The sequence below is a fragment of the Alteromonas sp. S015 genome (assembly GCF_036864485.1).
Classification (GTDB): Bacteria; Pseudomonadota; Gammaproteobacteria; order Enterobacterales; family Alteromonadaceae; genus Alteromonas.
Genome location: NZ_JAZETO010000007.1, coordinates 15,678 through 33,192, shown reverse-complemented (window position 1 = coordinate 33,192; position 17,515 = coordinate 15,678). Strand labels below are relative to the sequence as shown.

Sequence of the window (17,515 nt, the reverse complement as noted above, 5' to 3'; positions counted from 1 at the left end):
ATCGCTGATAACGCTACGCTAGGAAAAAATGAAGCGCCGTACCAAACGTAATGGCTAGGCCAATGTAATGATTTTCAATAAACGCGGTGAAGCAGCCTTCACGCTGACGGCGTTTAATAAGCTGATATTGGCGCACACATAGTAAGGCCGAAAACAGCACGGCCATGTAGTAAGGCCATGTAGCGTCGATTGTTAAGCCTATACACCACAATATGGTTAGTGCAGTAGCTTGCAACAGCATGACGATGAATACGTCGTTTTTACCAAATAATATGGCGGTAGATTTTACGCCAATTAGCACGTCATCGTCGCGGTCTACCATGGCATACATAGTGTCGTACGCCACTGTCCAAAGTAAGTTGACAAAAAACAGCCACCACCCGTACGTTGGTACTGTTTCTATAACGGCCATAAATGCCATAGGAATAGCCCAGCCAAAGGCTGCGCCCAACACCACCTGCGGTAAGTTGGTATAACGCTTCATAAACGGATAGCTTGCTGCAAGAAGCAAAGCTACCACAGACAACGCAATGGTTTGCCAGTTGAGAAATAGCACTAATACAAATGCCAAAGCGATAAGCGTACCAAATAGTTGAAGCGCTTGTTTAGCCGACACCTCCCCAGTGGCAAGCGGGCGCTGTGCGGTACGCTTTACGCTTCCATCTACGTTCCTGTCTGCATAGTCGTTAATTACACAACCAGCCGAGCGCATCACTATTACGCCCGCCACGAAAATAAAGGTAATGCCTAAAGGCGGTATACCTTCGGCCGCCATTAGCAGCGCCCACAATGTCGGCCACAGTAGAAGATAAATACCAACGGGTTTATCAAGGCGCATTAGTCGCGCATACGCATTCCAATTATGCTTCATAACTGTTGTTCGCTTTCCTTTTCGCTAGTAGCTAGATGGCTGTAAGCCGGAGAATTGGGAAGAAATACTTCTGCCACGATCATGCTGTGACAGCCTAACGTAAACAAAGAGCGACGGCCCCACAAGGTTTGATTACTATTAATACCAAACTGATTTGCGGCTACTTTGCACAGTTGAAACGCCGAACGGGTAAAGCGACTATCATTAAACAAGCGCTTCCCCAAAGGCTCTCGACCAAGGTCAGAAAGCTCGCTGTCAACAAAAGCTTGAGGAATGATAGAACGTGCAAACACCCATGGCTGACTATCATCACATAAAAGGATTTCACGAGCTTGATAACGGGTTTCGCCGTTGCTGAGCAACAACGACAGTTCATTGTCGTGCGGAATTTGCTCGCGCTGACCAATAAGCTCTAAAGAAAAATGGTTGCTTAACGACTGCACCCGCTCGGTTAAGGAGCCAGTGTCTAACAGCCAATTTTTCAGCTGTGAATTAGGAATTGTTATACCAGAAGGTGCTTGCCAATCAACCGCCAACCCCACTGGAAAAGTGGCATTAAAACTCACACGAAAAGCCCGAATAATGAATCTGTTAGTATGATAACACGTCATGTCCAATTATTTTCACTCGGTTAAACTTTTGCAGTAGTGTGTTTAATCAGAGTTTTGCTACACTACCAAGTGAATTTATTACTTTGGTGTTTCGGACTTCACTATGCTTAAGTCTTTAGTTTTACGCGTTTTTGCGGTTAGTTTTTTCGTTTTAGGTAGTAGTGTGGCACTGGCACAAGATAAGGCCAACTACGCTTATTTGAGTTTAGAGCCAGAAATTGTTACCAACTACATTAGCGATAGCGCACAAAAGCTAGGTTATGTTCGCGTGTCAGTTGAGTTGATGATTCACGATGTGAACCAGCTTGAAATTGCTGAGCACCATATGCCGTTACTTCGCTCTACTGCTATTGAAATTTTTGGTCAGCAGCCAGCAGAAAAAGTAAAATCACTCACCGGTCGTGAAGACATTCGCCGCGCCATTCTTAAAGCGCTACAAGAGCACATGAAGCAAGAAACAGGTGGCGAAGTAGTAAAGAATGTCATTTTTACCAAATACTTATATCAGGGCGGTTAAGAGAAAGCTTGACGCTAAAAGGCGAGTGTACGCCTTTTAGCAATAAAAGCCGCTACTGGCGCTTTACAGACGACCCTAAACTTAACACTGCAGCGAGCAAACATCCGGAAATAAGACCCGCTGTATGCGCCGCATTTGCCATGCTCACCCACAGTATGTCAGCATAACCAAGTACCAACCATACCAGCATAAAGCCAACGATAGAGTTCGGAAGCGACAATCCCCAGCCAGGGCGTAACCATCCGAGCCACCATACAAAGCCCATAACGGCGTACACCACCCCAGAAAGTCCACCAAACAAAAATAAATTACCCTGTACTGGGCTGCTAAACAGCGCTTGTGCAGCGTTTGAAACAGCGGCGGATATTAGAAAAACGATAAGCAGCATGCTTACGCCCAACGTACGCTCAATCTTGGCCCCCAGCATGCCCCACCACAGTAAGTTGAAAACGATATGAAGTACTGAAAAATGAATAAATGCAGGACCAAGCAGTCGCCACCACTCGTGATTTTGCAACAAAATAGAAAACGGTTGCATTAAAAGGTGTTGTGCGATGGGCGCAAACAATCCGAATAAGGAGAGTAAGTAAACCGCTACACATAAGACAAACACTACTGACGTAAAAGGGGCTTTAACTGCATCGGCAATTATTTTACCTATTGAAAAGCCGCTCCCAGATGGGGCAAGTTGTACGTTCTTCCCACTATTCCATGCTGCTTGCTGATACTTAGGGTTAGTCGGATTCGCAAGAAAGTCTTCTGCGATTTTTTTTGCGCGATCAACATGCTCCAGGTTATTTAGCACAACCACGAACTCGCTGTCGTGCTGTACTACATTGGCGTGTATTTGTTGACTGGTTAAGTAGTTAGCGAGAAGGTGCGCTGGACTTTGCTGATTAAAAGCAATTAATGGATGACCCATAAACTATTTATTACCCCAAAAGCAGTAGAGTGTGAATGCGATATATGTGTATAAGGGCGTGGTACGTTAGCGCATTATACTGAGTCTTTATACTGAAATAGTTGAGTACCTGCAAAACATAAAACAAAGGTGCACGTTGTGCACCTTTTAAACGAGTTATTCGGTTACTACAGGATTTGCTTGTCGCCACGCTTCAAAGCCACCGTCCATGCTGTAAACGGTTTTAAAGCCTTGCTGTGCTATCACTTGTGCAGCTTGCTGACTACTTACGCCATGGTAACACACCACAACTACAGGGATGTCTTTGGGCGTTTGTTCAATAAACCCCGCGAAGTTGTCGTTGTTTAGCGGTGCTGCATTGGGCATGTGCCCATTAGCAAAAGATTGAGGGTCGCGAATATCCACAATGGTGACGTCGCCTTGAAAGTTTGCCACGTCGCTTACGCTAATGTGTGAGAATGTTGTCATTATTGCCAATCCAAAATAACTTTACCTGAGTGTCCTGACCCCATGGTATCAAACCCTTTCTGAAATTCATCAATGGAAAAGGTGTGAGTGATGATGGGAGATAGATCTAGACCGCTCTGCAGCAAGCTCGCCATTTTGTACCATGTTTCAAACATTTCACGGCCGTAGATGCCTTTTATCACCAAGCCTTTGAAAATAACTTGGTTCCAATCAATAGCCACGTCTTGCGGAGGAATACCCAGCATGGCAATCTTGCCGCCGTGGTTCATTTTGTTCAACATGTCCCTGAAGGCCACCGGCACGCCTGACATTTCTAGACCCACGTCGAAGCCTTCTGTCATACCCAGTTCGTTCATTACATCTTTCAAGTCTTCCTTACTTACGTCAACGGCGCGGGTTGCCCCCATTTTTTTAGCAAGCTCAAGACGGTATGGGTTGATGTCGGTGACAACTACGTGACGCGCACCTACATGCTTAGCTACCGCAGCAGCCATAATGCCAATTGGGCCTGCCCCCGTTATCAACACATCTTCTCCAACCAAATCAAAGCTTAGCGCGGTGTGAACGGCATTGCCGAACGGGTCAAAGATAGACGCGAGATCATCGCTGATGTTGTCTGGAATTTTGAATGCGTTAAACGCAGGAATAACCAAGTATTCAGCGAATGCACCAGGACGGTTGACGCCCACACCTTCAGTGTTGCGACACAGGTGAACGCGCCCAGCACGGCAATTACGGCAATGGCCACAGGTAATATGCCCTTCTCCCGATACACGGTCGCCAATCTGAAAGCCTTTTACTTCTTGGCCCATTCCCACTACTTCGCCTACATATTCGTGGCCCACAACCATAGGAACAGGAATCGTGTTTTGTGACCATTCGTCCCAATTGTAGATGTGCATGTCGGTACCACAAATAGCGGTTTTGCGAATTTTAATCAGTAGGTCGTTGTGTCCTACCTCAGGCTTAGGCGTATCTTGTAGCCAAATGCCTTTTTCTGCTTTCGCTTTCACTAGCGACTTCATGAAATCACTCCCAATTCACGGCCAACGTCAATAAATGCATCTACCGCTTTATCAACATGCTCAAGACTGTGACCTGCTGACATTTGCGTACGAATACGGGCCTGACCTTTCGGTACAACAGGATAAGAGAAGCCAATAACATATATGCCTTTTTCAAGCATCCTGTCCGCCATTTCGCTGGCTAAACGAGCATCTCCGAGCATGACGGGGATAATAGCGTGATCTTTACCAGCTAACGTGAAGCCAGCCTCTTCCATACGCGTACGGAAGTGATTAGCGTTGCGCCATAAGTTAGCACGAAGCTCATCACCTTCTTTCATCATTTCAAACACTTTTAGTGACGCTGAAACGATAGGTGGTGCAACCGAGTTAGAGAAAAGATAAGGGCGAGAGCGTTGACGTAACCACTCAACAACTTCTTTTTTACCCGAGGTATAACCACCTGACGCACCGCCTAATGCTTTACCAAGCGTGCCAGTAATGATGTCTACACGACCCATAACGCCACAATATTCATGGCTGCCTTTCCCATTTTCGCCAAGGAAACCCGTTGCGTGACAATCATCCACCATTACCATGGCATCGTATTTATCGGCCAAATCGCAAATTGAGGCTAAGTCGGCAATTACGCCGTCCATCGAAAACACACCGTCAGTAGCAATAATTTTAAAGCGAGCGCCATCAGCATCAGCTTTTTCCAACTGCTCTTCTAATGCAGTCATATCGTTGTTAGCGTAGCGATAACGCTTAGCTTTACACAGGCGCACACCATCAATGATACTGGCGTGGTTCAATGCGTCAGAAATAATGGCATCTTCTGGGCCAAGCAGGGTTTCAAATAATCCCCCGTTAGCGTCAAAACACGATGGGTAAAGAATGGTGTCCTCTGTCCCTAAAAAGTCGCTGATAGACGTTTCCAGTTGCTTATGAATGTCTTGTGTACCACATATAAATCGTACTGATGCCACACCAAACCCATGGCTATCCAGGCCTTTTTTCGCCGCTTCAATCAAACTTTCATCGTTTGCAAGACCAAGGTAGTTGTTAGCACAAAAGTTAATAACGTGCTCGCCGTTTGCAACACCAATATCAGCTTGTTGTTGCGACGTGATCACACGCTCTTTTTTATACAAACCGTCTTTTTTCGTGGCTTCAATTTGCGATTGCAAATGAGAGATAAATGCCGCAGACATGCCATTCTCCGAGTTTAGATGTATAGAAACTGTTAGTTTAATGAAAGCGCGCTGAAGGGTACACTCCCTTGCGCTGTATTTAATGGGTTTGTCGACTAAGTTTGTAAATTATTCAGCACACTAGATTAGATATAGCCTGCTCTTGCGAAAACACTAATGAAGCCTCAAGCGGAGTCTTTCCAAAAGCCAAACTCTACTTTATTACTTAATACGTCCCAAATATTTACCTCGGGAATAGGTCGGCTAATAAGATAACCTTGGCCTAGGTCGCAGTCGAAATGACACAGCAATTCGTACTGTTCGCTGGTTTCGATGCCTTCTGCTACCACTTGCATTCCCATGTTGCGTACCATAGAAATAGTAGAGTGAACAATGTTTCTGTCATCGGCACTACTGGCAATATTGGCTACAAACGAGCGGTCTATTTTGATGTAGTCAGCGGGTAATGATTTAAGGTAACTCAGCGACGAATAGCCAGTGCCAAAATCGTCAATTGCCAGCATACATCCCATATCACGAATGTTTTGCATGATTGTAGTTGCCCGATTAATGTCTGACACCAATACCGTTTCGGTTAACTCCAAGCAAACTTGGTCGGGTGCTATGTCATTTTTAATAATTTGCTGTTGCAGGAACTCAGGCAAACTTGGGTCTAAAAACTGACCAGCCGATAAATTTATTGCCATCTTCACGTCGGGGTAACCGCTATTCTTTAACTCTCTGATTAGATACGTTGAGTGTGTAATTACCCAGTAATCAAGCTCAAGCATGAATGACGTGTTTTCAAGAAGCGGAATGAAGTCGGCTGGAGAGATACTCCCCTTCTTAGGATGGTGCCAGCGCAATAGTGCTTCAAATCCCACTAACCTTCCCGTGTTCATCTCAATCTGGGGCTGCAGCGCTAAGCTAAACTGGTTGTCTCTGAGGGCTTCTCGAGCTTCCGACTCCAGCTCCACTTTTTGCATCACTTTAAGGTTCATGGTGGCGTCATAAACGCGATACTCCGCTCCTTTTTTGGCTTTGGCTTCGTACATAGCAATATCTGCATGTCGAAGTAGTTCTACGGGCGTGGCGCGAGAGTGACTAGTAATGGCAATACCAATACTAATGGAAACGTAAAACGTTACGCCATCAACAATGATTGGCTCTTTAAACTCGTCTATTAGTTTTTTAGCAACGACATCTACATGCTTTTTGCTTTCTATATTTGAAAGTAAAATGACAAACTCATCACCGCCAAACCGAGAAGCAATATCCGATTCTCTGATAGGCTTAGAAATACGCATAGCAGCAGCTTTTAAAAGTTTGTCTCCTACATCATGACCGTAACTATCGTTAACCTTTTTAAAATCGTCGAGATCCATGAACATCAGTGCCACTAATCGGTCGTCACGAATCGAACTGGCCAGCTGCTTTTCAATCTGGAAAGTTAGCATATTACGGTTGGGTAGCCCTGTTAATACATCGAACATTGCCATTTTTTCAAGCTTCGCTGTATTGATGGCAATTTGACCATCGAAACTTTCTAGCTGGCGCGCCAGATTATTTGCAGCGTCCTCAACAACGTCCAGTTCATCTGTAAATTTAAAAATAGGTGATGTCCTACGCTTTGATGCACTAGTATAGAACTCACTAAACTTATGCTCAGCCAGCATAGGCAAGCGTTCGCTTACATCTAACAAGCGTATTCTGTATTGGTTCAGGAAAAGGTAAAGCAAAGAAGAGAAGATGAAAAATAAAGCCGCAGCGCTAGAAATAACAACATATTGGTATTGTTCGTTTTGACGCACCATCGCTGACACGTCTTGCACGATCAGCAAGTAAGGATGATCCCCTGATGCGTGATTAAAAGGCAGTAGACTAACCAGCAACTGCTGATTTTCCAGCGAGACGTTCATGCCTTTAATAACGAGATCATCAATACGCCAGTTATCGGGTAGTGCATCAAATAGCGCTAGTAAGTACTGCCGGTTGGCTGCAGACACTTGGCTTGCCACCTTTAGTGATGATTGCTCAGATAAGGTTTCTTTATGTTGAACGACGGCAACTTTGTGCACATCGGTAGCGCGACTAAACAGGTATAAAAGCTCTCTCATGGAAGTAGACACAACGATAACAGGTAACGTTTCACTGCTCGCCATAATTGGAATTGAGATATAGTGCGTACACACCGAGTCACAGAATAATAACGAACGGCTCTCAAATGACGCCCGCGTTGTACTTACTAGCTTTTCAATGGTTTTATTTACTGGCTTCACAGGACTACCAACAACACCTTGTTCGTCAAACAAATACAGCGATTCAACCTGGAAATTAAGGGTTAAGTATTCACTGATTTCGCTAAGGGTTTGTTGCAGAGACTTAAGGCTATCTGCGTTGCCTCCGCTCTTATGACTAATAATATCAATAAGCGTGATCATTCTACCGTGTAGAATATCTTCAAAGAGCTGTACCCTTCGTTGATTGCTAACCTGGTTTTCCCGCTGTTGAAGCAGAATTCGAGCGTCAGATTCCTGAATAAGGACAGTTGATATAACGACAGCTACCGTTAACACCATGGCCAGTAAAATAGTGATGGTTTTAGTGGTGAACGATACCTGAACCTTCATTTAATGCCCTTAAAACCAATACATCAATTGCACTGACCACATTTCCCAACGCTTATCGGCATGAGACGCCACATCTAAGTTCAATAAACTCACTACCCTTGTCGCGCCTTCAACCCAGTGATATTCACCCTGAAGTCGCCACTTCGGTGCAATATCCCAACGCAAGCCTAAGGTATAAGTATCTTGGTAACCAAAGTAGCCGGGGATTACACCGCCCGTCATCGCTTCTAACTTTTTACCGTCTTTGTCTGACTTGTCATTGATATATGTATCGAAACCAATAAGGCCACTGACCTTGTTATTGAACAAATACCTGAGCTGAACAAAGCCTCCTTCACCCGTTCGTTTGTTGACGAAATCGGGGGAAAACAACCCTTTATTATCTTGGATTTCTCTAAGTACCTCAGCCGACACTTCCCAGTTTTCTGCAAAGTATTGAGCAGATAGCATAATACGCTCTATTTCTGATCCACCGGCGACGCGGTTGTCATCTCGCGAGGGCGTGTACCTGAAATCTGATTTCAACCAGCTGGCACCTACTTTCCAAGTCATGGTAGCGGGTTGCAAGAATACACTGGCCTGATGAACAAAGTCTTGCTTAATATCGCCGTTTGCTTCATCGCCTAATAAAAAATTTCGCTGAGAATCATTGATGTTAGAGCGACCGTAGCTCCAGTTTAACTCCCAAATACTTTGTGAGCCATAATGTGAGAAACTAGTTTGTATGCCGTTACTTCCCAAGGCAACATCGCGAAACCCGTCAAAGTACACAGACTGGGGAAGGACGGACGTGTAACGTGTTTGTGGCACATCTCTGGTTACTGAATACAGCCAGTGGCGATTTTTAAAGCGGCCAACGTGGACTTGGCCTTGCCAGTTTCCGGGCAAGTCAGGCAATTTCCAGTCAATAAACAAATAATCTAAACGAGCGCCTTGCTCAAAGCGACTTCCGCCGTCTAAATAATTAATTTGCCCAGCAACAGAGATGTTTTCCGCTATTCGATAGTAGCCATTAATACCTACTTCGGTGAGCTCACCTGTTATTGCATTATCATCGGTAATAAAGTTGCTTTCCTGCGACTGAGTAACACCTTGAGAGATATAACCGTGCCACGAAAAGTCCCCTTGTGAAGCAAGGACAGGCATACTTATCATTCCTAACGCGAGAGCGATATATTTCTTCATTCTATTCCTACCTCTACGCGTCGTAACTTCACAATTTCGGTATGTTCAACATAGCCGATAGCCCCTGTGGTAGTTTCTAATGCCTCTATCAACGCTCGGTACGATGTTACCCTGACTGGCGTGACACCTTGCCCTGAATAGGTAATTTGATCCCATAAACGAGATAATTGATAAGGAAACATTTGGAGCACTTCACGACAAAACTGCTTGTGAAGCTCATCATTATCTTGCAATACAAAAACGGTGATTTTGGAACCATCACTCCAATATTGACGATGGCCTGTAAAAATCTGACGAAGTTCAGAACGGCTTAGCTCTGAGACCATTACACTATCATTTACCATGACGCTTAGTTCCGCTGCGTGTGCCGCAGGCATGCCCATAAATAGCGCGGTATTCAGCGCTAGTACTAGTCTAAATTGTGTATAAGCAAGAACAGTGGATAGCCATCGCAAAGCGGGCTTTTTCATTCAGTAACGACTCCCTGTTATTTCAAAGGAACACTTCGCAACGCTAAGTGTAGATAATAGTTGATAGTTTTACCCTACAATTAAATATATTAGGCGACAATTAGCTTGTAATGTGCCTTAGCGCTCAACTGTGTTTTTCCTGTTGTCCGTATATTCTAACATACGCTAGATGTATACTTATTTTTTAACTCGAACTCTTCCAATCGTCGCAATTTATCACGCTTCGGCCATTGTCATGAATATCATCAACGATACACGCGTATAGGTATAATAACTCAGGAATTCATACTTAAGATATTGAATTAAACTCATAAATTCAAAAAATTGTCTTCATCCTTAAAAATAATGAGTTCGTAAAGCGACTTTTTTACTTCTAAAACGCAGTCCTTGCTGAAAAACTAAAATAAATCATTAGAATAAAGAATTTATCATAAGTAATGGGTGACATGGCGACAATACGACGAGACATAGGTGCTGGGCACCATTTTATTTTCGACGACATTTTGGTCAGTGACCCCCACGAGGAGATGTTTACCCCCGAATTTTGGCAACTTCAACACAAAATTACGGGTCAAGCCAGGGGACGTGGTACAACCATTTTCATCAAACACGAGGGCCAGCAATGGGTGCTACGCCATTTCAAGCGTGGCGGCCTAGTTGGCAAAGTGCTTAGCGACCAATATCTATTCGCTGGTGTTGAGCGTTCTCGTCCGTTCGAAGAGTTCAAGCTGCTCGAATATATGCGAACACAAGGTCTTCTTGTGCCTATTCCGGTTGCTGCGCGTATTCATCGCAGAGGCCTGATTTACCAAGGTGATTTAATTACACTAGGCATTCCTGATAGCCAGGATCTACACCACGCACTGTGCAACAGTCCTCTAAATAAAGATGAATGGCAAAAGGTTGGCAGAGCGCTTGCGTGTATGCACAATTGTCAGGTGTACCATCATGATGCCAATGTCCGAAATATTATGATAGATAGTAATAAGCAGGTATGGCTTATCGACTTCGACCGCTGTGAGCAGCGCCAGGGTGACAGCTGGAAACAAGGTAATTTAAACAGGCTGCTGCGTTCTTTACACAAAGAGAAAACAAAAAACCCCGTCTTTCATTGGCTAGAGAGCGACTGGGCAGCATGTATGAAAGGTTACCGCGAGGTAATAAAATAAATAGAGCGTGTATGGTGAGCTTATTAACGGCAACACTCAACATAAGCTATTAATGTGTTACATTAGCCACGTTGAACACATAAACCTTCTACAACGAAAAGATTCGACTTTATGCACACTAGAGCCCTTTACCCTGGTACTTTTGATCCGATCACTAACGGCCACGCTGACCTTATTGAACGCGCATCTCAGTTATTTTCTCATGTAATTGTAGCGATAGCTTCTAATCCTAGTAAAAAGCCACTGTTTACATTAGAAGAACGCGTGGAAATGATAAAAAAGGTCACCGCTGACTTACCAAATGTTGAAGTGGTAGGGTTTACTGGTTTATTGGCTGATTTTGCTGACGAACAAAATGCCACGATTCTTATTCGTGGTTTACGCGCAGTTTCTGATTTCGAATACGAGTTTCAACTCGCTAACATGAACCGCCGTTTAAACCCCAAGCTAGAAAGTGTCTTTCTTACTCCTGCTGAGGAGAATTCTTTTATCTCGTCCACCCTAGTAAAAGAAGTCGCCCTTCACCGCGGTGCGGTGAGTGGCTTTTGTCACCCAGTTGTTGAGAAAGCTTTAAAAGACAGGTTGAGCAAGAAAGATTAAGCGCCAATAGTAAGTATACTAACGTTGGCAGTGAGTACAGAAGAACGTATTTCGCTGCCCAATAACTTTACTCTCAATAGCCTTGCCACACACTTCACAAGGCTCGCCTTTTCTCCCATACACATTCAAGTGCTGTGCAAAGTACCCAGGCTTACCGTCGGTTTGCGCAAAGTCTTTTAATGTTGTACCGCCTTGTTCAATGGCTTTAGCCAATACTTGCTTTATAGTTACAGTTAGCGACTGGTAGCGCGCTGCACTAATGTTACCCGCCGCTCTTCGTGGATCTATACCCGCTAGAAATAGTGCTTCGTTTGCGTAGATGTTTCCTACACCTACCACAATAGCGTTATCCATTATGAAGTTTTTAACAGGGCCCTTTCGATTGCGCGACAAGGTAAATAATCGCTTTTCATCAAAATCGTCTGTAAGCGGCTCAGGGCCTAAATTATCAAGCAAGTCTATTTGGGTATCAGGAGCCTGAAATAGCACTGCACCAAAGCGCCTTGGGTCGTTAAAACGTAAGCACTTACCTGTGTTTAAAACAATGTCTACATGGTCATGTTTAATAATTGGTATCGACGCTTCGATAACGCGCAATTTGCCCGACATGCCTAAGTGTAGAATTAACGTACCTTTGGCCGTTTCAATAAGTAAATATTTGGCGCGACGCCTAACTGTAATAACTTCTTGCCCTTCAACTCTCGCTACCTCTTGTGGAATGGGCCAGCGCATTCTTCGCTCACGCACTACAACTTGTGTGATGATATTGCCAATAAGGTGCGGAGAAACGCCCAAGCGGCTTACTTCAACTTCTGGTAATTCAGGCATTTACAGTATCCAAGGTAAAAGATTATCAAGTTCAGTGTTGGCTAATGTGTACCAATTATTTTCATATTTGATCACTACAGGTGATGTATTCGGATAGATGGCGTAAACGTTACCGTTATTCTTGCCTGCGAGCCATATGACGACAATATGAGGCTGCATGGTGGTAATCACGTCAGGAACATTACTGGCAGGTTCCAGCACTGCCCGTTGCCAATGTGAAAACTGTACATCCGGCATGATAGGGAGAGCTTCACTATGACCTGACTGACGCCACTGCTGCCCTACTCGCTCTAAGCTATAACCGTCATGTTCTATCTTTAGCACATAGGCGTCTTCAGGTAGCAGGCTGCGAGATTGAACAACGTCCTTCTTAGGTACAAGACTGTCTAAGTTGAACAATGCAATCATGATAAGCATGGCAATAATGACCACGTTATTCATTGCTCGCTGAGAAATTCTAGCCACCTGACTTTCCGTTAAATATGAGTACTGAAATTAGGAATATAGTAATACCTAGCCAATACATAAGCTAATTCAATTCAAAGAAAACCTAGGACCTGCTGGAAAAAAGTTAGTGGGAGAAAGCAGTGATCGCAAGGCAAACACAAGAGATCGTGGTTCGTCGAATGTGGGATCCAGTGGGATCGTGACGTGATGAAGTAGAAATATCTTCTTCAAAAAGCAAAAAACCCAGCAAGGGCTGGGTTTTCGTGGAGACAAAAGCAAGCTAATTACTTGATTTTGGCCTCTTTGAACATAACGTGCTTACGCACAACGGGATCATACTTTTTGATCTCCATTTTGCCAGGCATGTTACGCTTGTTTTTATCAGTAGTGTAGAAGAAACCTGTACCTGCTGAAGAAACTAGTTTAATTTTATCACGCATTGTTGGCTTCCTTAGATTTTCTCACCACGGGTACGGATGTCAGTTAGTACTGAATCGATACCTTTCTTATCGATGATACGCATGCCTTTTGCAGACAAACGTAGTTTTACAAAACGGTTTTCGCTCTCAACCCAAAAACGGTGTGTTTGAAGGTTTGGCAAAAAGCGACGACGAGTCGCATTTCTTGCGTGTGAACGGTTATTACCAACCGTTGGACGCTTACCTGTTACTTGGCATACTCTTGACATTGTATTTGTCTCCAGAACAACGATAACTGTCGCGTCAGTTAATCCCAAGCGCTCAAACAGTGGTTGGGTCAAATGACGTATTACATAAATTAGAGGGCGCATTTTATACAGCAAAGGCAGGATCATTTCAATAAGAAAGTACAAAAAGGTTACTTTTTGGCTTTTTTTTGCTCGAAAAACTACCAGCTCTCATTTTTCACGGCCCGTATTGTACTTTTCCCTAAGCAGTTAGGCTATGAATAAATACGCAATCTACGCTTTAATTTTACATTCGCATTGCAGCATCTAAGATATCTGCGCACGAAAAAAACGCCACGCAAGCGTGACGCGTTTCTATTTAGTCATAAAACGGTGACTTCACTTCAGTAAGATCAATTAAACGAGTGGGTCGACGCAACATCTGACCTCCATCACGAGAAATCGGAACCCATGGGAATAATCCGCGACCTTTCGTTGGCTCTAGTAAAAACAGATCAGTTGGTATCGAGATATAGAAGCCTTTGGTGAAGCTTCCCTCACCGTATTCCTCAGAGGACACGTCCGTGAATGCCGCATACGCGCCAACAATAATACCGCTATCGAAACGCTTCGCATAATCGATATTCACGCCTTTATCTTTGGCTAAGAATTGGCCAGCACTTACCGTAATTTGCGTACCGTCTAAGAATTCAGGCTGCCAGTAAACACTTGCATGACCGGTTATTGCATCGTAATCCTCTAAGCCTGTTTGGCTATAAGGATCACGCTGCTTGACGTAGTTTATATCTATGCCGTATGCAACGTTACTGTCGACAGGACGATAGAGAATTTCACCACCGACGCCTGCGAACATGGTTTCAAGATAACCAGCGTACGCTTGAGCATAAAGATCTTCTGCAATACTGTCCTTGTAGTTTAAATACGCGGTATCTAATCCTATGTTGTTTTCAGACACATACTCACGGACCCGCGTACGCACGCGAGGTAACGACACCTCTTCACCGTCGACAAGATAATTAAACTTATCGAAGTTATCAAGAAGCGTTACTCGCGCGCTACTTATCACCGAGAAGTTTTCATTTAGCGTATAACCACCGTTTAACATTAATCCCATTTGATAAAGATAGAAGTCTTCTGGGTTGCCAAATGATTGAGTGAAAAAGAAGTCGGTGCTATAGAAAAATCCGGATGTATTTTCAGGATCGTAGGCTTTCATCACGTCATCTGAAGGCGACGTTCTTATGTAGGTTTCTGTTATTTCGGCGTCTACCGATTCGTATCGCGCGGCAGAGATAAAGGCTTCAGCATCTATTTGGGTATCAACCATTGGAATGCCCGCGCTATTATCTACCATATGATAAGTTTTAACACTATCCGGAAGCTCTGAAGCCGCAACGCGTCCCATACGCTCGATAGCTTCATCTTGATCGCGATACATAACCTGCGTTCCGTAGAAGATCGCGCTATCCTCTTTAATTTCAGCATCAGATAAGGCGAAGCCGCCAGAGCGATAAAGATCGTTGTAAAGACGAGACTTGTTCACATCTTTAATATCTGACGGGGCATTTCTTCCCATCAAATTTCGCGGCGCATCGTCGAATTTAATCTGCGAAGCAGTATTCATATTGAAGCGATACGTCACCCCAAAACCAATGGTGTTTCCACGTTGGTAGTTTAAAGAGAAGTCAAAGTCTTTATAGCGATATACCGCTCCCACGTTCCAGCGAGAGTCTTGTTCTAGACGACCCGCTCTATCACGAGAGTAATCGTTACCTTCAAACTCTAGTTTAAGCGTTAACGGCTCCCATGGTGTTTGATACTCTACGCCACCAAAGAACGCTGTTGTACCTTTGAAAAACTGATCGTAATCGACCTTACCACCACGGCCTGAGAACCCGCCAGGGCGTTCGCAGAAGCTATCTTTAATCTTGCAAAATGGGTTAGTGATATCGTCTGCAGTACCTAAATAACCCCAGCCTACGCCTAAGTGGAAATCGAATGGACCAACGGATTTACTCGCGTTTACATATTCACTTTCAAAAAAGCCTGTTCCACCGAAGTCTCTCAACCCAACACTGATGTCAGGTAGGTAATAACTCTCTTTCCATAACCTGAATTTAACGTCTAAACCTTTGTCTTTTAGGGTTTGGTCGCCACTGAACGAATCGACTTGGCTATATAAGCGTGTACGGACATCGGTATAGCGAGCGGTCGCTTCCATCCAATCGTAAAGCTGAATATTCACCGACCAGAAACGGTATTCGCCATTGTCGGTGTAGTTGATGGCCATGCCGCCTTCGTCTCGCATGCGCGCTGTTGGCGTTTGTATAAGCCCATTACCGCCTTGCACCATTTGCGAAGGCGTTACTCGAATTTGGGTATCGGCAAGCGCGGTAGAAGATAATGCACTGCCAATTACCAGCGCGAGTGTTTTTTTCTTAGATAGTAGTGGCGCACTCATTGAGGTAAAACCCTATGTACTGCTAACGCGGCAACGCGCTCATTTAATTGCTTAAGTTTATTGCTGAAAAGTTCTGAAGAAATAGGCACATAAACCTGACTACCAGGCATAAGCTGAGCAAAGTCTAAATTCCAGTAAGCAATACCCTTTTCTTCTATATTGCCCATTGGATCAATAACATAGACAACACTTCTGTCTGCATCTACCGCCTTTTTTACTGTATGAGCAGCCGTGTAAATTGAGGTATCACTTTGATGCTGATAAGCGCCGGGCTTTATCACCGCACCCGAGAAGTGCACTACGTTAGGACGCCCGTTCAGACGAATCCAATACTTACCCGGCTGGAACATCGGGTTGTCTTCGAAGAACAATCTAGCTCGGTTGTAAGAAATAGGCATATCTATACGCGTAGACACCGTCCATGAAGATACTTGATCGAAGAGGTTTTGCAGCGCTTTGTGGGTGTCTGAACCTTTATCGAAACTGAACAACAGTTCTCTTATTTGCGATAGTGCTATCTCTTTTTCTCTTTCAGCTGTTGGATTGGTTAAATCAAACGCAGAAGCTGTAGGCCAATACCAGTCGCCACCGTCTGCCACAATAGACAATACACTTGATAACCTGATTGGTCGGTCGAACTGATAGGTCTGCTTGTTCACCCTCACGCTCACAATACCGTCATTAGCGTACAAACTTGGGGATGTAATAAGAGCCAAAGCAATAAAAAATGCACAAAAAAACTTCATTATTGCGTTACTCCTTGTTTCTTCATCTGACGCACAACGCGGCTTAAATAAACCATGTTGTATACGTCTCCCTCTGGGCTGAACTGTTGCTTCGAGGCCAATAGTTCTTTTGTGTGTTTATGCAAGAAGTAGGTATTTTCCCAAGACAAACCCACATCAATAAAAGGGGTGTATTCTGAAAAGTCTACAGTTTCAACAACTTTAATAACGGGAACGGAAAAGCCGAGGTAGTCATGGGTTTCTTCTCCAACTATTCGCCATGATGAATCCACTGGAACGCCATAACCAATTGATGCGACGTCAACTTTACGCTTCCAGTTAAAAGGCAAAACATCATTCGTAGCTAGCGGATTATGCTGCAAATTGCTTGTGTAAAAGAGGTCGTTATCTAAACCCTCAGTTTTTACGATAATACCGTGATGCATAGTGAAAATAACTTTATCACCCGATACCCACTTGTACTTATCACCATCAATATAAGCTAATGCGAGAGATGCTACGTCTCGTTCACCCGCTTTAATTTGCATAAGATCGGCCTTACTCTCTACGATCTCATCAACGGTATAAGCTACCGAGCGGTCTTTCAGAGCGAGTTTAAGCGTATTGTAATAGGAGAGCGTCGTTGTAGAACACCCTGAGAGAGACAGACAAAGAAAGCCAACAATGACTGATAGAATGTGTAGTTTCATTAAGATACGCCGACAAAAACTAAAAACAATTAAGATT

The 17,515-nt window shown here is 44.1% G+C and carries 19 protein-coding genes; 3 read left to right on the top strand and 16 right to left on the bottom strand.

What is annotated here, in order from left to right; all coding sequences use genetic code 11:
• Positions 1-13: 13 nt before the first annotated feature.
• Both ubiA and V7R42_RS13820 read right to left on the bottom strand, forming a co-directional pair.
• Positions 14-871, bottom strand: coding sequence for a 4-hydroxybenzoate octaprenyltransferase (gene ubiA / locus V7R42_RS13825; protein ID WP_334020853.1), 858 nt, complete (start codon positions 869-871; stop codon positions 14-16).
• Complete coding sequence (locus V7R42_RS13820) at positions 868-1,437, bottom strand: chorismate--pyruvate lyase family protein (protein WP_334020852.1); 570 nt, start codon at positions 1,435-1,437, stop codon at positions 868-870. The genes ubiA and V7R42_RS13820 overlap by 4 nt, the downstream gene beginning before the upstream one ends.
• 148 nt (positions 1,438-1,585) lie before the next feature.
• On the opposite strand from V7R42_RS13820, the gene V7R42_RS13815 reads away from it, so the two are divergent.
• The gene (locus tag V7R42_RS13815; protein WP_334020851.1) at positions 1,586-1,999 is read left to right on the top strand and encodes a flagellar basal body-associated protein FliL; all 414 of its coding nucleotides are present in this window, start codon (positions 1,586-1,588) and stop codon (positions 1,997-1,999) included.
• 52 nt (positions 2,000-2,051) lie between these two features.
• Here the strand turns inward: V7R42_RS13815 and glpG are convergent, their stop codons facing one another.
• From glpG to V7R42_RS13780, 7 genes are all read right to left on the bottom strand, one after another.
• Positions 2,052-2,921: a rhomboid family intramembrane serine protease GlpG gene (glpG, locus tag V7R42_RS13810; RefSeq protein WP_334020850.1), complete on the bottom strand. Its 870-nt coding sequence runs from the start codon at positions 2,919-2,921 to the stop codon at positions 2,052-2,054.
• Between the two features lie 156 nt (positions 2,922-3,077).
• Positions 3,078-3,389 (bottom strand): thiosulfate sulfurtransferase GlpE, encoded by a 312-nt coding sequence (gene glpE / locus V7R42_RS13805; RefSeq protein WP_334020849.1) that lies wholly within the window; start codon positions 3,387-3,389, stop codon positions 3,078-3,080.
• Positions 3,389-4,414 carry an L-threonine 3-dehydrogenase gene (tdh, locus tag V7R42_RS13800; protein WP_334020848.1) on the bottom strand — a complete coding sequence of 342 codons (1,026 nt, stop codon included), beginning with the start codon at positions 4,412-4,414 and terminating at the stop codon, positions 3,389-3,391. Before tdh ends, glpE begins: the two co-directional genes overlap by 1 nt.
• Complete coding sequence (locus V7R42_RS13795; protein WP_334020847.1) at positions 4,411-5,607, bottom strand: glycine C-acetyltransferase; 1,197 nt, start codon at positions 5,605-5,607, stop codon at positions 4,411-4,413. The genes tdh and V7R42_RS13795 overlap by 4 nt, the downstream gene beginning before the upstream one ends.
• A 164-nt stretch (positions 5,608-5,771) precedes the next feature.
• Complete coding sequence (locus V7R42_RS13790; RefSeq protein ID WP_334020846.1) at positions 5,772-8,216, bottom strand: putative bifunctional diguanylate cyclase/phosphodiesterase; 2,445 nt, start codon at positions 8,214-8,216, stop codon at positions 5,772-5,774.
• Positions 8,217-8,225: 9 nt separating this feature from the next.
• A complete protein-coding gene (locus tag V7R42_RS13785; RefSeq protein ID WP_334020845.1) occupies positions 8,226-9,401 on the bottom strand; it encodes a hypothetical protein in 1,176 nt (391 codons plus the stop codon).
• Positions 9,398-9,871, bottom strand: coding sequence for a hypothetical protein (locus tag V7R42_RS13780; RefSeq protein WP_334020844.1), 474 nt, complete (start codon positions 9,869-9,871; stop codon positions 9,398-9,400). Before V7R42_RS13780 ends, V7R42_RS13785 begins: the two co-directional genes overlap by 4 nt.
• A 446-nt stretch (positions 9,872-10,317) precedes the next feature.
• On the opposite strand from V7R42_RS13780, the gene V7R42_RS13775 reads away from it, so the two are divergent.
• Together V7R42_RS13775 and coaD are read left to right on the top strand one after the other, a co-directional pair.
• Positions 10,318-11,040 (top strand): 3-deoxy-D-manno-octulosonic acid kinase, encoded by a 723-nt coding sequence (locus V7R42_RS13775; RefSeq protein ID WP_334020843.1) that lies wholly within the window; start codon positions 10,318-10,320, stop codon positions 11,038-11,040.
• A gap of 111 nt (positions 11,041-11,151) precedes the next feature.
• Positions 11,152-11,640, top strand: a complete 489-nt coding sequence (gene coaD, locus V7R42_RS13770; RefSeq protein ID WP_014947760.1) for a pantetheine-phosphate adenylyltransferase — start codon at positions 11,152-11,154, stop codon at positions 11,638-11,640.
• Positions 11,641-11,658: 18 nt separating this feature from the next.
• On the opposite strand, the gene mutM is transcribed toward coaD, so the two are convergent.
• From mutM to V7R42_RS13735, 7 genes are all read right to left on the bottom strand, one after another.
• Complete coding sequence (gene mutM / locus V7R42_RS13765) at positions 11,659-12,468, bottom strand: bifunctional DNA-formamidopyrimidine glycosylase/DNA-(apurinic or apyrimidinic site) lyase (RefSeq protein WP_334020842.1); 810 nt, start codon at positions 12,466-12,468, stop codon at positions 11,659-11,661.
• Complete coding sequence (locus tag V7R42_RS13760; RefSeq protein WP_334020841.1) at positions 12,469-12,933, bottom strand: hypothetical protein; 465 nt, start codon at positions 12,931-12,933, stop codon at positions 12,469-12,471.
• 266 nt (positions 12,934-13,199) lie between these two features.
• Entirely contained in the window at positions 13,200-13,355 is a 156-nt protein-coding gene (gene rpmG, locus V7R42_RS13755; RefSeq protein WP_012516577.1) for a 50S ribosomal protein L33, read from the bottom strand.
• Positions 13,356-13,366: 11 nt separating this feature from the next.
• Positions 13,367-13,603: a 50S ribosomal protein L28 gene (gene rpmB / locus V7R42_RS13750; protein WP_014947757.1), complete on the bottom strand. Its 237-nt coding sequence runs from the start codon at positions 13,601-13,603 to the stop codon at positions 13,367-13,369.
• 337 nt (positions 13,604-13,940) lie between these two features.
• Positions 13,941-16,043, bottom strand: coding sequence for a YjbH domain-containing protein (locus tag V7R42_RS13745; RefSeq protein ID WP_334020840.1), 2,103 nt, complete (start codon positions 16,041-16,043; stop codon positions 13,941-13,943).
• Positions 16,040-16,789 (bottom strand): capsule biosynthesis GfcC family protein, encoded by a 750-nt coding sequence (locus V7R42_RS13740; RefSeq protein ID WP_334020839.1) that lies wholly within the window; start codon positions 16,787-16,789, stop codon positions 16,040-16,042. Before V7R42_RS13740 ends, V7R42_RS13745 begins: the two co-directional genes overlap by 4 nt.
• The gene (locus V7R42_RS13735) at positions 16,789-17,478 is read right to left on the bottom strand and encodes a YjbF family lipoprotein (RefSeq protein WP_334020838.1); all 690 of its coding nucleotides are present in this window, start codon (positions 17,476-17,478) and stop codon (positions 16,789-16,791) included. Before V7R42_RS13735 ends, V7R42_RS13740 begins: the two co-directional genes overlap by 1 nt.
• Positions 17,479-17,515 lie beyond the last annotated feature (37 nt).

Bases quoted from the DNA above. Each gene is read 5' to 3' on its own strand.
- ubiA (WP_334020853.1), bottom strand. From the start codon at position 871: ATGAAGCATAATTGGAATGCGTATGCGCGACTAATGCGCCTTGATAAA.
- V7R42_RS13815 (WP_334020851.1), top strand. From the start codon at position 1,586: ATGCTTAAGTCTTTAGTTTTACGCGTTTTTGCGGTTAGTTTTTTCGTT.
- glpG (WP_334020850.1), bottom strand. From the start codon at position 2,921: ATGGGTCATCCATTAATTGCTTTTAATCAGCAAAGTCCAGCGCACCTT.
- glpE (WP_334020849.1), bottom strand. From the start codon at position 3,389: ATGACAACATTCTCACACATTAGCGTAAGCGACGTGGCAAACTTTCAA.
- tdh (WP_334020848.1), bottom strand. From the start codon at position 4,414: ATGAAGTCGCTAGTGAAAGCGAAAGCAGAAAAAGGCATTTGGCTACAA.
- V7R42_RS13795 (WP_334020847.1), bottom strand. From the start codon at position 5,607: ATGTCTGCGGCATTTATCTCTCATTTGCAATCGCAAATTGAAGCCACG.
- V7R42_RS13790 (WP_334020846.1), bottom strand. From the start codon at position 8,216: ATGAAGGTTCAGGTATCGTTCACCACTAAAACCATCACTATTTTACTG.
- V7R42_RS13785 (WP_334020845.1), bottom strand. From the start codon at position 9,401: ATGAAGAAATATATCGCTCTCGCGTTAGGAATGATAAGTATGCCTGTC.
- V7R42_RS13780 (WP_334020844.1), bottom strand. From the start codon at position 9,871: ATGAAAAAGCCCGCTTTGCGATGGCTATCCACTGTTCTTGCTTATACA.
- V7R42_RS13775 (WP_334020843.1), top strand. From the start codon at position 10,318: ATGGCGACAATACGACGAGACATAGGTGCTGGGCACCATTTTATTTTC.
- coaD (WP_014947760.1), top strand. From the start codon at position 11,152: ATGCACACTAGAGCCCTTTACCCTGGTACTTTTGATCCGATCACTAAC.
- mutM (WP_334020842.1), bottom strand. From the start codon at position 12,468: ATGCCTGAATTACCAGAAGTTGAAGTAAGCCGCTTGGGCGTTTCTCCG.
- rpmG (WP_012516577.1), bottom strand. From the start codon at position 13,355: ATGCGTGATAAAATTAAACTAGTTTCTTCAGCAGGTACAGGTTTCTTC.
- rpmB (WP_014947757.1), bottom strand. From the start codon at position 13,603: ATGTCAAGAGTATGCCAAGTAACAGGTAAGCGTCCAACGGTTGGTAAT.
- V7R42_RS13745 (WP_334020840.1), bottom strand. From the start codon at position 16,043: ATGAGTGCGCCACTACTATCTAAGAAAAAAACACTCGCGCTGGTAATT.
- V7R42_RS13740 (WP_334020839.1), bottom strand. From the start codon at position 16,789: ATGAAGTTTTTTTGTGCATTTTTTATTGCTTTGGCTCTTATTACATCC.
- V7R42_RS13735 (WP_334020838.1), bottom strand. From the start codon at position 17,478: ATGAAACTACACATTCTATCAGTCATTGTTGGCTTTCTTTGTCTGTCT.